Below are 13,307 nucleotides of genomic sequence, written 5' to 3'. Positions count from 1 at the left end.
TGTCCCGGGGTTGTCGGGGCCAGGACAGATATCTGTTCGGCGCCCGAGCCGGGTCTGACTACGCTTTCGACGTGCTGCCGACTCCGACGACTGACATCCGATTCGGGCTGCTCGGCCCCTTCGAGACGACGGTCGACGGCGACACCGTCAAGGTCCCCGGGTCGGCGGAGCGGGCCCTGCTCGCGGTGCTGCTCCTGGCGCGCGGCCGGATCGTGCCCGCCTCGGCGCTGATCGACCGGCTGTGGGCCGACTCGTCGTTGCCGGCCGACCCGTTGAACGCCCTCCAGCTGCGGGTGTCCAAGCTGCGGCGGGTGTTCAAGAACGCCGGCCTCGACCTGGTTCAGCGCGACGGCGGCGGCTACCGGGCCGCGGTCGACCCGGTCGCGATCGATGCCGAGGACTTCGAGCGCCGGATCCGCCGGGTCCGGGCGTCGGTCGCCGGCGGCGGGAGCCCGACCGAGACCGACCTCGACGCCTACGCCGCGGCACTCGCGCTCTGGCGCGGTGACGCGCTCGCCGACTTCGCCACCGAGCCCTGGGCGGTGCCCGAATCCGTACGGCTCGAAGACCTCCGCCGGACGGCGTACGCCGAGCGTGCTCAGATCGCGCTGTCGCTGGGCCGGCACGCGGAGGTCGTCACCGATCTCGAGCCGCTGCTGCGTACCGACCCGACACACGAGGCGATGGCCGGGCTGCTGATGGTCGCGCTCTATCGAGCCGGCCGGCAGGCCGACGCGCTCGAGGTGTTCACCCGCACCCGGACGACGCTGGACGCCGACCTCGGCCTGGAACCGTCGGCTTCCCTCCGCTCGCTCCACGAGCGGGTGCTCCGGCAGGACCCGTCGCTCGGCGCCTCCGGCGAGGTCACCCTGTCGACCCCCGCAACCGGTCCGCACCGCACCAGGTCCGGGCTCTCCAACCTGCCGACCGACCTCACCCCGCTCGTCGGACGCGAGGAGCTGCTCACGTCACTGAGTGAGCGGGTCGGCACATCCAGGCTCACCACCCTCGTCGGCCCCGGCGGATCCGGGAAGACCGTCCTCGGCCTGCAGACCGCACAGCGGGTCGCCGACCGGTTCCCGGACGGCACCGTCCTCGTCCGGCTCGCCGCTATCCGCAGCCGGGAGCACATCGTGCCGGCCGTCGCAGCGGCCGTGGCGATGCCGCAGGACGGCTCGGCGATCGACCTCCAGGAGCGGCTGGCCGACTTCCTCGCCGACAAGCACCTGCTCCTCGTCATCGACAACTGCGAGCACCTGGTCGACCCGGTCGCGACCCTGGTCGAGCAGCTCCTGGCGCGCTGCCCCCGGCTCACCGTCATCGCCACCAGCCGCGAGCCCCTCGCCCTGCCGAGCGAGGTGCAGACCCTCGTCGGGCCGCTCCCGACGCCGCGCGAGGACGATGACGCCGAGGCGATCGCGGCGACCGCCTCCGTACAGCTGCTGATCCGTCGGATCGCGACGGTCCTGCCGGGGATCGAGGCCGACCAGGAGGCGTACGCCCCGCTCGGCCGCATCGCCCGCGCGCTCGACGGCATGCCGCTGGCGCTGGAGCTGGCCGCGGCCCGCGCGGCCACGCTCTCCCCGAGCGACCTCGCCGACCGGCTCGACCAGCGGTTCACGCTCCTCACCTCGGGAGCGCGGACGGCGGAGGACCGCCAGCGCACGCTCCGCGCGACCGTGGACTGGAGCTACGACCTGCTCGACGACCTCGAGAAGCGCGTCTTCGAAGGGCTCGCCGTGTTCCACGGCGGCTGGACCCTCACCGCTGCCGAGCAGATCCTCTCCGACGACGAGACCGACTCGAACCAGATCATCCACGCCGTCGGCAGGCTGGTCGAGCAGTCCCTGATCGTCGCCGAGCGCGGGCCGGTCACCCGCTATCGCATGCTCGAGACGCTGCGTGAGTACGCCGCCGACCGGCTGGCACAGACCGGCCGGAACGACGCCTTGGCCACCCGGCACGCGCACTACTTCGCCCAGGTCGCCGAGCGGTCGGCGCAGGCGATGCGCGGGCAGGGGGACGCCCGGGCCAGGCGCCTCCTCGTCGACGAGCAGGCCAACGTACGCTCGGCCATCGCCTGGTTGGAGGGCCCGGCCGGCGACATCGACGCCGCGCTACGCATGGCCGGTCATCTGGGGCTCTTCTGGCATCAGGGCCGCCATCTCGAGGGCCGCCGGATCCTGCGTCGGCTCCTCGAGCAGGACCGCGGCTCGGCCGCGGCTCGGGCGGCTGCCCTCCAGGCGGTGGCGCTGGTCGAGCGTCCCCGGGCCTGCGTCGTCCACCCCCATCCCCGCTGCGCCGAGGCAGCCCGGGAGAGCCTCGCGGTCTTCCTCGCGGACGGGGACGCCGACGGCGCCGCGGTCTCCCGGGTGCTGCTCGCCGTCGAAGGCGTCAACGGGACGGACCCGGAGGCCGCCGCGCTCCTGGACGACGCCGAGACGTGGTTCCGCGAGCAGGGGGACCGGTGGGGTCTCGCCGTCGCCGGCTTCGTCCGGCTCGAGACCGCGCTGAAAGCCAGGGACGAGCCGGCTGCGATACGCCTCGGACGGGCCACCGCGGCCGAGTTCGGTCACCTCGACGACCCGTGGGGTCAGAGCGCCGTCCTCTACCACCTCGGCTACGGGCTGCGGCACTTCGGACGCCTGCGGGAGTCGGCCCGGACGCTCGAGCAGGCCATCGACGTCGCGGCGTCCGCAGGCATCCACAACACCGTGCAGTGGGCCCTCGCCGACCTCGGGATCACCCACCTCGAGCTCGGGGACGAGGAGTCGGCCCGGGACGCCTTCCGTCGCGCCGAGCTCGCGTCCCGTCACGTCGGCGACCGCGCCGGGTCGGTCCTCGCCGCGTACGGACGGGGTCGGCTGGCCGAGCGCCAGCAGGACTGGTCGAGCGCCATCGCACTGCTGTCGAGCGCCATCCAGGGCTTCGAGACGCTGGAGACGCCCGCGATGACGGCGAAGGCCACGCTGGCCCTGGCCCGGTGCCACGAGCAGGTCACCGAGCCGGAGGCGGCGGCGGAGCGCTACGACGAGGCCCGAGCGCTCGGCCTCGCCGCCGGCGAGACCGCCGTCGCCGCCCGGGCGGAGGAGGCGCTGGCTCGGCTGGCCGGTGGCCGGACAGACGGCGGCCGGACAGTCCAGGGACAGTGACCCGGGACAGGTTCTCTTTCACGCGGTCGGACGGCCGCCCTGACGAAAAGAGAGAACCATGTCTTCCACAGCATCCCCGGCGGCGGGTGCCAACAGCCGCCGCTGGCTCGCCCTCGGCCTCATCGCCGCCGCCCAGTTCATGGTCATCATGGACACTTCCATCATCGGAGTCGCACTCCCTGAGATACAGCGCGACCTCGGATTCGCCCCGCAGGGCCTCAGCTGGGTGTTCAACGCCTACGTGGTGGCCTTCGGCGGCCTCCTCCTGCTGGGCGGCCGGCTCTCCGACCTGCTCGGCGCCCGACGGATCTTCGCCATCGGGTGGCTGGTCCTCGGAATCGGCTCCCTCGTCGCCGGACTCGCTGACGGCGTCGCGGTCGAGATCGTCGGTCGCGCCGTCCAGGGCGCCGGTTCCGCGCTCATCGCACCGTCGGCACTGACGCTCCTGTTCATGACCTTCGGGGCGAACCCGAAGGAGCTGACCAAGGCCCTCGCGCTCTACGGCGCGGCCGCCCCGGCCGGCGGAACGGCGGGCGTGTTCCTCGGTGGCGTGCTCACCGAGTACCTGTCCTGGCCGTGGGTCTTCTTCATCAACGTGCCGATCGCCGTCGGCGTACTCCTCCTGTCGCCCGCCGTGATGCCGGCGGGCCAGGCGCAGCGCGGCCGCATCGACGTTCTCGGCGCGCTCACCGTCACGCTGGGCCTCGCCGCGGTGGTGTTCGCCGTCGTACGCATCCCCGAGCAGGGTTGGGGATCGCCCAGCACGCTCATCGCCGGTCTCGTCGGCATCGCCCTGCTCGCCGCCTTCGTGGCCCTGCAGGCCGGCTCGGCGGCACCGCTGATGCGTCTGGGGATCTTCCGGGCGCCGAACCTGGCCGCCGCCAACATCGCCCAGCTCCTGCTCGGCGCGGCCTGGATCCCGATGTTCTTCTTCATCAACCTCTACCTCCAGCAGGTGCTCGGGCTCGGTGCCTTCGAGTCCGGCGCCGCCCTGCTGCCCATGACGGTGACGATCATGCTCGGCATGGTCGCCATCGCCCCGCGACTGACCGCCGCGTACGGACCCAAGGCGATGACCGTCGGCGGCCTCGTCGTCCTCGGGATCGGCCTCGTCTGGCTCTCCTTGATCGACGCCGACGGCAGCTTCGCCGTCGACGTGCTCCCGGCGACGCTGGTCACCGCGGCGGGCATGGCACTGGCGTTCATCCCGTCGCTGAGCACGGCGCTCGGCGCGGCCGCACCCGAGGAGTGCGGTCTCGCCGCCGGGATCGTCAACACCAGCTACCAGGTCGGCTCCGCGCTGGGGCTGGCGGCGATGACCGTCGTCGCCTCCGCGTACGGCTCCGACCAGGTCGGCGACCTGGCCGCCATGACCGACGGCTTCTCAGCCGGCTTCCTCGGCGCGGCCGGCATCGCCCTCGCCGGTGCGGTCGTCACCGGGATCGGCTGGAAGCCGGTCCGCACAGCGACCGCCGCCGAGTCGGTTCCCGCCGGCCGCTAGCAGTCCGACCCCTCTTCGTGGCCCCGGGTCGTTCCGGGGCCACGAAGGCACAAGGAGACCGCCATGCAGACCATTCAGTTGTACGTCGAGGGCATGCGTTGCCCTCGATGCGTCCGTGAAGCCACGGCTCGGCTCCGCGACCTCCCCGGCGTCGCCACCCTGACCGCCGACCGCGAGACCGGACAGATCACCGTCACCGGTGACGTCTCCGCCGCCGACCTGATCACCGCCCTGGCCGGCAGCAGCTTCACAGCCGTGAGAGCACGCTCACCAAGCCGCGATCGGCGTCGACCTCGACCCAGTCGCCCGTGGTGATCCGCGCCAACGGGTCGTCGTCGAGATCGGTCACTGCCGGCACACGGGTGACGATCGCACCAAGGGCAGCCTTGGTGGTCAGATGTGTAAAGACCATCGCCCGCGGTGCGGTGCCCAGCAGACGTGTGGCCTGAAAGAAGCCGGACCACCCGGACGACCCCTTGGCGCCCGGGAAGACCAAGATCTTGCCGGTGAAGCACACGTCGTACAGCTCGTGGCGGCGTTCGATGATCCGGCCGGTCGCGGGATCGATGCCACCCCATCCGGAAATCGTCTCGTGGGAGACCAAGGCCTCCCCTCGGACACAGCCGGGGACGATCCCGCGCCCCCGCAGAACCAGCACACCATCAGTCCCGCGACTCATCGCACGACCTCCGCCGGCGCCAGCGAACCCCGCCAGCGCCCGGTGACCGCGGCGGAGACACACTCCTCCGTGGTGCCGAACCACGCCTCGATGCCGAGGATCGCCGGGAGATAGTGGGCCTGCTTTGCAGAGTCGGTCGCGAACACCTTCGTCCCGACCGGAGCTACCCGCGACATCGCCGGGCAGGAGTCCGTCAACACTCGGCCACCCGCACGTTCGATCGTGGCGGTCCAGCCATTGCGATCAGCGACCGTGCGAAGGGCACGGGGAGTCATCACCCACAGCTCCGTACCCGACGCGAGACGGCGCCCATCGAGCAGACGCGCTACGACCTGGATCTGCTCCAGCGACGCGTGCGGACAGCCGATGAGGACGAAGTCGACCTCCTCCGTGTCGCCGATCGCGTTCAGCGACTCATAGATCTCTCGGCGCTCGCGCTCCCCGTAGTGGACCGCGTCGGGCAGCGACCGCCCGCCGAATGCTGCCTCGAGGGTCGGAGCGTCCGGGGTGCGTCCAGGGATGTGGAACATCTCCACTCCTCCGGAGGAAGCCGCCGCCGCTCCGAAGTGCTTGAGGTCGGCAAGGTCGGGCTGTCCGAGATCGCCGACCATCACCGGGCGCGCCTCCTGGACGACGTCGCCGACGAAGTAGCCGAACATCCCCCAGTCCTGGAAGCCCGTCATGCGCAGGCTGGACTCCAGTAGGTGAGTGCCGTAGCGGTTCTCCACCAGGTGATTGCCCCAGCAGGGGATGCGGCCGGTGATGCTCGCCGACCCGGTCGAGGCGCCACCTTCACAGTTGGTGCGTGCCCCGAGGACCGAGTTGGCGAAGACGACCGCCGAGGACTCCATCCAGGCGATGTGCTCGCCGTAGGTCGGCAGGTTGCCGACCTGGTACGGCGTACAGGTGGCGAGGACGTTGACGCCCTTCTCACTGTAGAAGGACTCCGCGTCGGCCTGGATCTCGATGTTCCGCTTCCCGTACGGCATGATGCCGAGCGCCTCGTCGCCGAAGCCGTGCTGCAGCTGGCAGGTCGGCACCTTCATCTGTGGCATGTCGATGTCGTCGTCGCAGTCGAGACTGATCACGGCAAACGCCTTGGCCCATCCGCCCTCCTCGAACAGGGCGGTCTTCGCAGGCGACGGCTGCGTCGTGGTGCCGGCGACGTTCCGTGTCTCGCACAGCCGCTCGGCGCCCAGCGCGTTGCCATACCGCACCAGCAGATCCATCGCGGCCGCGACAGCTCGGCCCTCGGCTCCGTCGAGCATCGCCTTCTCGTCATCGGTGAGTCTCACGCGGCCACCTCTTCAGGCCTCGACGTTCTCGTAGACGCGCTTGCGCAGCGAGGCCGAGTCTATGGCTCCCAAGCCGTCCTCGGCTGCGAGGTCGAGCGCATGAGCCGCACCGAATCCCATCGCCGCGCAGGGGCCCATGACCCGAACGCTGGACAGCGCAGCGGCGTCTCCGTCGACGCAGCGGCCGGCCGCGACCAGGTTCTGCGACCCGAGCGGGATCAGGCTACGGAGTGGGACATAGTGCACATGGTCGGGCGCGAACGTCTCCCAGACGTAGCCTTCGATGCGGTCATGGAGCTCGACCGGCCACGCGGTGCGTGCGACCGCGTCCTCGAACGGTGTCCCGTCGCGAACTTCCTGGAGGGACAGCTGGTGCTCAGCTGCGATCCAACGGGTCTGTCTCCGGCCCGGCAGGCCATAGCTGCGCACGTTCGCCCGCCCGAAGGCAGCAGGAAATTCACGCCGCAGGAAGGCCACAACCCGGTCTGCTTGCGCACGTCCTTCGAGCTGCGCCTCGGCGGCGCGTACGGCCTCCAAGGGCGCCTCGACGTGGGTCATGTTCATGACAGCCGTGTTCCTGCCCGGGAAGAAGAACGCCAGACCATCACGCCGCACCAAGCCGTACTCTTCGGCCTTCTCGTCCACTCGAGCGACCAGCTCCTCCGGCGACGGCTTCGACGCCTCGTTCAGGTTCTCCAGCCGGATCTGCTGCGACCCCCAAACGGTCCGTTCCGGGACACGACACGGCAGACCCGCTTCCCAGGTGAGCGCTGCGTCACCCGTCGCGTCGACGAAGCCGGCTGCCGCGACGCGAACGTCCCCATGCCGGGTGGCGAACGTGACCGAGCGGACCCTGCCGTCCTCGATGTCGACGTTGGATACCGATGCCCCGACCACGACCCGGATACCGAGCCGCTGGACCAGGTTCTCCACCCAACGGCCGAGGACCACCTCGTCGTAGCTGACAGTCCGGGTGTGGCCGTCGTTGAAGTGGATATCCCCTGTTCGACCGAGGTCCGCGAACATCTCGTCGAAGATGCCATGGGTGAGCTGACGGTAGTCAGGGCCGTTGCCATAGACACCGCAGAACAGGCCGATGAGCGAGTTGACGCACTGGCCGCCGAGAACTGGCAGCGCGTCGAGCAGGGCGACGGTCCGGCCTAGCCGCCGCGCCTCGATTGCCGCGGACAGGCCGGAGATGCCCGCGCCCACCACGCAGACATCTGCCACGACGTGCTCCGCAACCCTGCCCGGCGGTTTGGTGACGGTGTTGATACGTAGCTCGGTAAGTGGATGCGGCACTGGTTCTCCTCGATCGTCGAAGGCAGGTGTCAGATGAGCGGTTCGGGAGCCCGGCGCAGCGTCGCTCCCTGATGGAGGGGCTCGACCGATCGGGCGTAGACGTCGAGCCACCCAGAGGTCGGAGGTGCGGCCTGGTCGGGTCCCACAGTTCGGCTTCGGCGCGCCAGCTCCTCGTCTGCCACGAGGAGATCGACTCGGCGTCTACTGAGGTCGATCTCGATCAGGTCGCCGTCCGCGACCAGGGCCAGCGGCCCGTCGAGCGCGCCCTCGGGCGACACCTCCCCGACCACGATGCCCTTGTTCACGAGGCCGGAGAGCTGTCCGTCGGTCACGATCGCGACCTGCCCGGTGAGCCCGGCTCCATCGACGGCGAACACGGTCTGCGAGCCCATGCCCATGCCCGGCGTTCCGATCGGACCGAGCCCGCGCAGCACGAGCACGTCGCCTGGCTGCAGCTCGCCCCGCTCGATGCCGGCGATGGCAGAGGCAGCATCGCTGTAGACCCGGGCCGGCCCGCGGAAGGTGCGTGGTCGCCGCTCGGTGGCCGAGAGCTTCACGATGGCCGATGCCGGCGCGAGCGAACCACGGATCACGACGACCGAGGCGTGGTCGCCATGCGGTCTGGTGGCGGGTCGGATGATCTCCTCGTCCTTCACGATCGCGGCAGCCACTCGTTCGGCGACGGTTTCACCGGTGACGGTGACCTGGTCGCCGTGGACGAGGTCTCCGAGCTGCTTGAGCACTGCCAGCGCTCCGCCCGCATCTTCGAATCGCTCGATGGACTCCTCGCCGTTGGGCCTGACCGCCGACAACGGCCGGACGCTCTCGGCGTACCGCTCGAACAGTGCGTAGACGTCCACGTCGGAGTCAGCCTCACGGGCGATCGCCTGGAGGTGCTTGACGGTGTTGATCGACCCACTCACGGCGAGCACCGTCATCACCGCGTTCTCGAACGCGCCGGCGGTCAGGATGTCGCGCGGCCGGCGGCCCTCGACGATCGCATCCACGATCACGCGACCCGATGCAGCGATAGCGGCCCACATCCGGGGGCTGTTCGCGCGTACGGGTGTGGAGCCGGGTATCGCCATCCCGAGCGCCTCGGCGACGATGTGCATCGAGTTCGCGGTTCCCATTCCGCTGCAGACGCCGGGACCGGTGATCGCTCGGTCGCTCATATCGCACAGGGACTCGACCGTGACCGAGCCGGACGCGACGTGACCGGCCTGGATGAACACCTCCTCGATGTCGACCGGCTGACCGTCCTCAAGCGTGCCGCAGCTTTGATAGCCGCAGGAGACCACCAGTGTGGGGATGTTGGTGCGAGCGGCTGCCATCAGCTGTCCCGGCGTGGTCTTGTCGCAGGAAGCGAGGCAGACCATGCCGTCGAGCTGGGCGCCCTCGACGACGGCCTCGACGTCGTTGCTGATCAGGTCGCGGCTGGACAGGACGTAGCCACCCCCTCGGCCGGCGCTCATGATGAAGTCGGTGGGTGCGACAGTGCGGATCTCGAATCCGACCCCGCCCGCTGCATCGATCGACTCCTTCACCTTGTCCGCGATCTGATCGAGGTGGCTGAAACACGGCGCGAGCTTCGAGGAGGAGTTGACGATCGCGATCTTCGGCTTCGTCATGTCCTCGTCGTCGAGCCCGAGCGCTCGCCATTGGGTGCGACGGGTCGCCCAGCGGGGGCTGCCCACAGGGAGGTTGCTGCGCAGCTCGCCAGTCACCGGCTCACCTCGGCCTTGTTGTAGACCGACTCGTGCCAGGGGATGAAGAATCGCTTCAGGCTGGTGACGGTGAAGTAGAGCGCGAGGCCGAGCGCGGACAGCAAGATGATGACGGCGAACAGCTCTGGGGCGTTCAGCTGGTTCAGGGTCACCACGACCAGATAGCCGAGTCCTTCACTGCCTCCGAGGTACTCGCCGACGATGGTGCCGATGACGGCGAAGACGATGCCGACCTCCATGCCGGCGAAGACGTACGGCAGCGTGCTCTTGAGCTCGAGATTGGTGAACGTCTGCCAGCGGGTCGCGTTCAGGCTGCGCATCACCTCGCGCTGGCCGGAGTCCACCGACCGCACCCCTAGCTGGACATTCAGCATGATCGGGAAGAACGCGAGCATCGCCGCCATGATGATCTTCGAGGTGACCCCGAAGCCGAACCAGATCACGAAGAGCGGGATCAGAGCGACCTTGGGGACTACCTGGGATGCCACGATCATGGGTCTCAGACTCAGCTCGAGCCAAGGGATCTTGCCGAGGATGACTCCGGAGGTCACACCGAACAGCATCGCGAGGCCGAAGCCGACCACCGTCTCGAAGGTGGTGACCCGCGCGTGCTGCCAGGTCTCGGGCCGCTGGACCATGTCGATGAAACTGTCGAGAACCGTGCCTGGCGGCGGCAGGACGAGCTCGGAGATGCCGAACACCTTGATGAACAGGTCCCAGAGCACGAAGAGCAGCAGTAGGAGCAGCGGCGTGCTCAGCCAGGGCAGCAGCTTGAAGATTCTCTCGCGACTCATCTGCTAATCCCTTTCATCGAGCGCATGACGTAGGTCACGGATGAGGTGGCCGAACTCTGCTTCGGTCTGGACGTCGATGGCTCGGGGGCGAGCGAAGTCGACGCTGGTGATGTCACGGATCCGACCGGGCCGCGGGGTCAGGTGCACGACTCGGTCCCCGAGGAACACGGCCTCGGTGATGTCGTGTGTGACGAAGACGACGGTGGCCTGGGTGGCGAGCGCGATCCGCTGGAGCTCGAGATTCATCCGCTCGCGGGTCAGGGCGTCGAGCGCGCCGAACGGCTCGTCCATGAGCAGAAGCTTGGGGTTGCAGCTGAGCGCTCGCGCTATGGCGACGCGCTGCCGCATGCCACCGGACAGCTCGCGGGGGTAGGACTTCTCGAAGCCCTTCAGGCCGACCAGCTCGGCGAGCTCACCGGCGCGTTCACGCCGGGCCTTCGTCCCCGTGCCGCGCAGCTTGAGGGGCAGGGCGATGTTGTCCAGGACGGAGTACCAGGGGAACAGGTTCGCCTCCTGGAAGACCACGCCGAGCTGGTTCACGACGGTGGGATCGACCTTGGCTCCCTGCCACAGCGGCCTGCCGTCGACGAGGATCTCCCCCGCCGTGGGACTGATCAGTCCGGCCATGGTTCGAAGGAGTGTGGTCTTGCCGCAACCGGACCGGCCGATCAGCGAGACGAACTCCCTGTCATCGATGGTCAGGTTGATGTCGGAGAGTGCGAGAGTGTTCTTGCGCCGAGTTTTGAACTCCTTGCTGATTCCACGGATCTCGAGCTTGGGCGCGCCGCCGGCGCGGGGATTCTCTGTGGCCGTCACTTCCTGCTCAGGGAGCAGGGCTGGGGTCCGATGCGAAGTGGACATCGTCTTCCTCTCAGGAGCTCTGCAGCAGGCCGTTGTCGACCCACGTGGACGGATTGGCGCCGGACTTCACCATCCCGGCCTTCGCGAGCTCGTCGTATCCCGCCTTCCAGTAGTCCTCGTCAGTTCTGAGGATCGGCTGGGTGCCGTCCGCCGTCCACAGCGAGCGGAGGGACGCCAGGCTCTTCCTTGCGATGTTGTCGTCGTCGAGGGAGGGGAACGAATACTTGCTGCGCAGCACCTTCAGCGTCTCGTCGAGCTTCTCGTCGGCAACCGCATCGGCGAGCGCAGCCTGGATCGCGGTCAGGTATCGCGTGATCGTCTCGCCGTCGCTCTCGATCGCCTTGGTGGTCGAGGTGTAGACCTGAGCGTCGGACTTGACCGACGTCCCCGGGTCGAACACAACACAGTCGTCGTTCTGTGACGCGACGACGTTGGCGGTGTCGATGCTGACGATGTATCCGGCGATCCTGCCCTGCTGGACCAGGTTGAAAGTGCCCGGCGTCAAGCCGACGACCTGCCGCTTGACCTGTGCTGGGTCGAGTCCAGCGTTGGAGAGCATCAGGGACAGCGCCTTGTCGCTCGTCCCACCTTCGGACGGGACGCCCATCGTCTTGCCGACGAAGTCCTCGGGCTTCTCCAAGGGGTCGCTCGAAGCGGACAAGAATCGCAATGCAGAGCCACGCACGAGGCTGCCTACGTTGACCAGAGGTTGACCGTCGCCGGCAGCCGACATCAGGTCGATCTGCCCGATACGGGTGATCGGAGCGATCCCGCCGAGGAGGCTCTGCATCGCCTGCGGTGAACCCCGAGTCACCTGGAACTGGACGTCGAGGTCCTGCTCCTTGAAGTAGCCGCCGGCATCGGCGAGCAGTTCGGCGGTCATCGACAGCGTCTCCATGGGCAAGTAGCTCAGAAACGTCACCTTCCCCGAGGACGTGGCGGTCGATCCGCATGCGCTGAGCAGGCTGGGGCTCAATGCCGCAGCGGCGACCGTCAGCGCGGAGCGGTTCAGGAACGAGCGCCGGGTGAGTCCCGGGCCGGGATGCGAAGTTGAGTTGAACGAGGTCACAGTCGGTTCTCCTTGCGGTGTGCCACGACGCTCGAGGCGTCGTAGAAGAGACTTCAGTCACACTCGCTCAGAGGCCACCGCGCTTTCCGCATATCGGAAGGGAATGTTGTCGCCCACACCTCCGCGGCCGGTACGTTCCTACCCGGACTCGCGTAGAGCCCGGCTGCTGCGTGGGGTCGACAGATTCGCACCGAGGGCGCGCGAGATGGCGCGCGCACTGGACTGCACCAAGTGACCGTGGGCCGGCCCTTTCGCCTCAGCGAACGGCACGATCAAGGACAGTGCTGCGACGACCCCACCCTCGGCCCCGTAGATGGGTGATGCGACCGAGACGAACTCGTTGCTGATCTGCCGGTCGCTGTATGCGTAACCCTTCCGCCGCACGTCCGCGAGAACGCGCCGCAGCTCGTGCGGATCGGTGCAGGTTCGACTGGTGAACGACGGGAGCGGACCACTCAGGAGGTCGTCCAGAACCTCCTTCGGGGCGTAGGCAAGCAGGACCATCCCCACTGCGGTCGCGTGCATGGCGTAGCGGCCGCCGACCCGCGGACTGCCGCTCAGGTTGTCCGGGCTTACGAGCCGTTCGACGAACACCACCTCGCCCTTCTCACGCACGGCGAGATGCACACCGAGATGTGTCGTCTCGTAGAGGTCTTGCATGTACGGCAGCGCGATCCGCTGCAGGCCCACCGAGCGAGGCGCGAGGGAGGCCACCTCCCACAGCCGCAGTCCTATGCGGTAATTGCCGGCGGCATCACGTTCGAGTACGCCACCCTCCGCCAGCTCCGCGACGATCCGGAACGTGGTGGTGAGCGGGATGCCGGACCGCCGGCTGAGCTCGGAGAGGCTCATCGCCTCGCGGCCCACCACGAACGCCTCGAGGATCTTCAGGGTGCGCTTGACAACCGATCGCCGGTCCGACAACTC

The 13,307-nt window shown here is 68.8% G+C and carries 11 protein-coding genes; 3 read left to right on the top strand and 8 right to left on the bottom strand.

Annotated elements, in window-relative coordinates:
- The first annotated feature begins 71 nt into the window (after nt 1-71).
- From ACIO3S_RS00880 to ACIO3S_RS00870, 3 genes are all read left to right on the top strand, one after another.
- The gene (locus ACIO3S_RS00880) at nt 72-3,152 is read left to right on the top strand and encodes an AfsR/SARP family transcriptional regulator (RefSeq protein ID WP_400458546.1); all 3,081 of its coding nucleotides are present in this window, start codon (nt 72-74) and stop codon (nt 3,150-3,152) included.
- Nucleotides 3,153-3,210: 58 nt separating this feature from the next.
- Nucleotides 3,211-4,653, top strand: a complete 1,443-nt coding sequence (locus ACIO3S_RS00875) for an MFS transporter (RefSeq protein ID WP_400458545.1) — start codon at nt 3,211-3,213, stop codon at nt 4,651-4,653.
- Nucleotides 4,654-4,716: 63 nt separating this feature from the next.
- Entirely contained in the window at nt 4,717-4,968 is a 252-nt protein-coding gene (locus tag ACIO3S_RS00870; protein WP_400458544.1) for a heavy-metal-associated domain-containing protein, read from the top strand.
- Here ACIO3S_RS00870 and ACIO3S_RS00865 read toward each other — a convergent pair.
- From ACIO3S_RS00865 to ACIO3S_RS00830, 8 genes are all read right to left on the bottom strand, one after another.
- On the bottom strand, nt 4,901-5,332 hold the full coding sequence (locus tag ACIO3S_RS00865; protein WP_400458543.1) for an aconitase X swivel domain-containing protein: 432 nt from the start codon (nt 5,330-5,332) through the stop codon (nt 4,901-4,903). The genes ACIO3S_RS00870 and ACIO3S_RS00865 overlap by 68 nt on opposite strands.
- On the bottom strand, nt 5,329-6,627 hold the full coding sequence (locus ACIO3S_RS00860) for an aconitase X (RefSeq protein WP_400458541.1): 1,299 nt from the start codon (nt 6,625-6,627) through the stop codon (nt 5,329-5,331). The genes ACIO3S_RS00865 and ACIO3S_RS00860 overlap by 4 nt, the downstream gene beginning before the upstream one ends.
- 12 nt (nt 6,628-6,639) lie before the next feature.
- The gene (locus tag ACIO3S_RS00855) at nt 6,640-7,839 is read right to left on the bottom strand and encodes an FAD-dependent oxidoreductase (protein ID WP_400458539.1); all 1,200 of its coding nucleotides are present in this window, start codon (nt 7,837-7,839) and stop codon (nt 6,640-6,642) included.
- Between the two features lie 119 nt (nt 7,840-7,958).
- Nucleotides 7,959-9,656: a dihydroxy-acid dehydratase gene (locus ACIO3S_RS00850; RefSeq protein WP_400458538.1), complete on the bottom strand. Its 1,698-nt coding sequence runs from the start codon at nt 9,654-9,656 to the stop codon at nt 7,959-7,961.
- Nucleotides 9,653-10,450, bottom strand: coding sequence for an ABC transporter permease (locus ACIO3S_RS00845; protein WP_400458536.1), 798 nt, complete (start codon nt 10,448-10,450; stop codon nt 9,653-9,655). Before ACIO3S_RS00845 ends, ACIO3S_RS00850 begins: the two co-directional genes overlap by 4 nt.
- 3 nt (nt 10,451-10,453) lie before the next feature.
- Complete coding sequence (locus tag ACIO3S_RS00840; RefSeq protein ID WP_400458534.1) at nt 10,454-11,311, bottom strand: ABC transporter ATP-binding protein; 858 nt, start codon at nt 11,309-11,311, stop codon at nt 10,454-10,456.
- A 10-nt stretch (nt 11,312-11,321) separates the two neighbouring features.
- On the bottom strand, nt 11,322-12,380 hold the full coding sequence (locus ACIO3S_RS00835; RefSeq protein WP_400458532.1) for an ABC transporter substrate-binding protein: 1,059 nt from the start codon (nt 12,378-12,380) through the stop codon (nt 11,322-11,324).
- 138 nt (nt 12,381-12,518) lie between these two features.
- Nucleotides 12,519-13,304 (bottom strand): IclR family transcriptional regulator, encoded by a 786-nt coding sequence (locus ACIO3S_RS00830; RefSeq protein ID WP_400458530.1) that lies wholly within the window; start codon nt 13,302-13,304, stop codon nt 12,519-12,521.
- Nucleotides 13,305-13,307 lie beyond the last annotated feature (3 nt).

The organism is Nocardioides sp. NPDC087217 (assembly GCF_044744805.1).
Classification (GTDB): domain Bacteria; phylum Actinomycetota; class Actinomycetes; order Propionibacteriales; family Nocardioidaceae; genus Nocardioides.
This window is presented reverse-complemented; position numbering and strand designations above follow the sequence as displayed.

Bases quoted from the DNA above. Each gene is read 5' to 3' on its own strand.
- ACIO3S_RS00875 (WP_400458545.1), top strand. From the start codon at position 3,211: ATGTCTTCCACAGCATCCCCGGCGGCGGGTGCCAACAGCCGCCGCTGG.
- ACIO3S_RS00870 (WP_400458544.1), top strand. From the start codon at position 4,717: ATGCAGACCATTCAGTTGTACGTCGAGGGCATGCGTTGCCCTCGATGC.
- ACIO3S_RS00865 (WP_400458543.1), bottom strand. From the start codon at position 5,332: ATGAGTCGCGGGACTGATGGTGTGCTGGTTCTGCGGGGGCGCGGGATC.
- ACIO3S_RS00845 (WP_400458536.1), bottom strand. From the start codon at position 10,450: ATGAGTCGCGAGAGAATCTTCAAGCTGCTGCCCTGGCTGAGCACGCCG.
- ACIO3S_RS00840 (WP_400458534.1), bottom strand. From the start codon at position 11,311: ATGTCCACTTCGCATCGGACCCCAGCCCTGCTCCCTGAGCAGGAAGTG.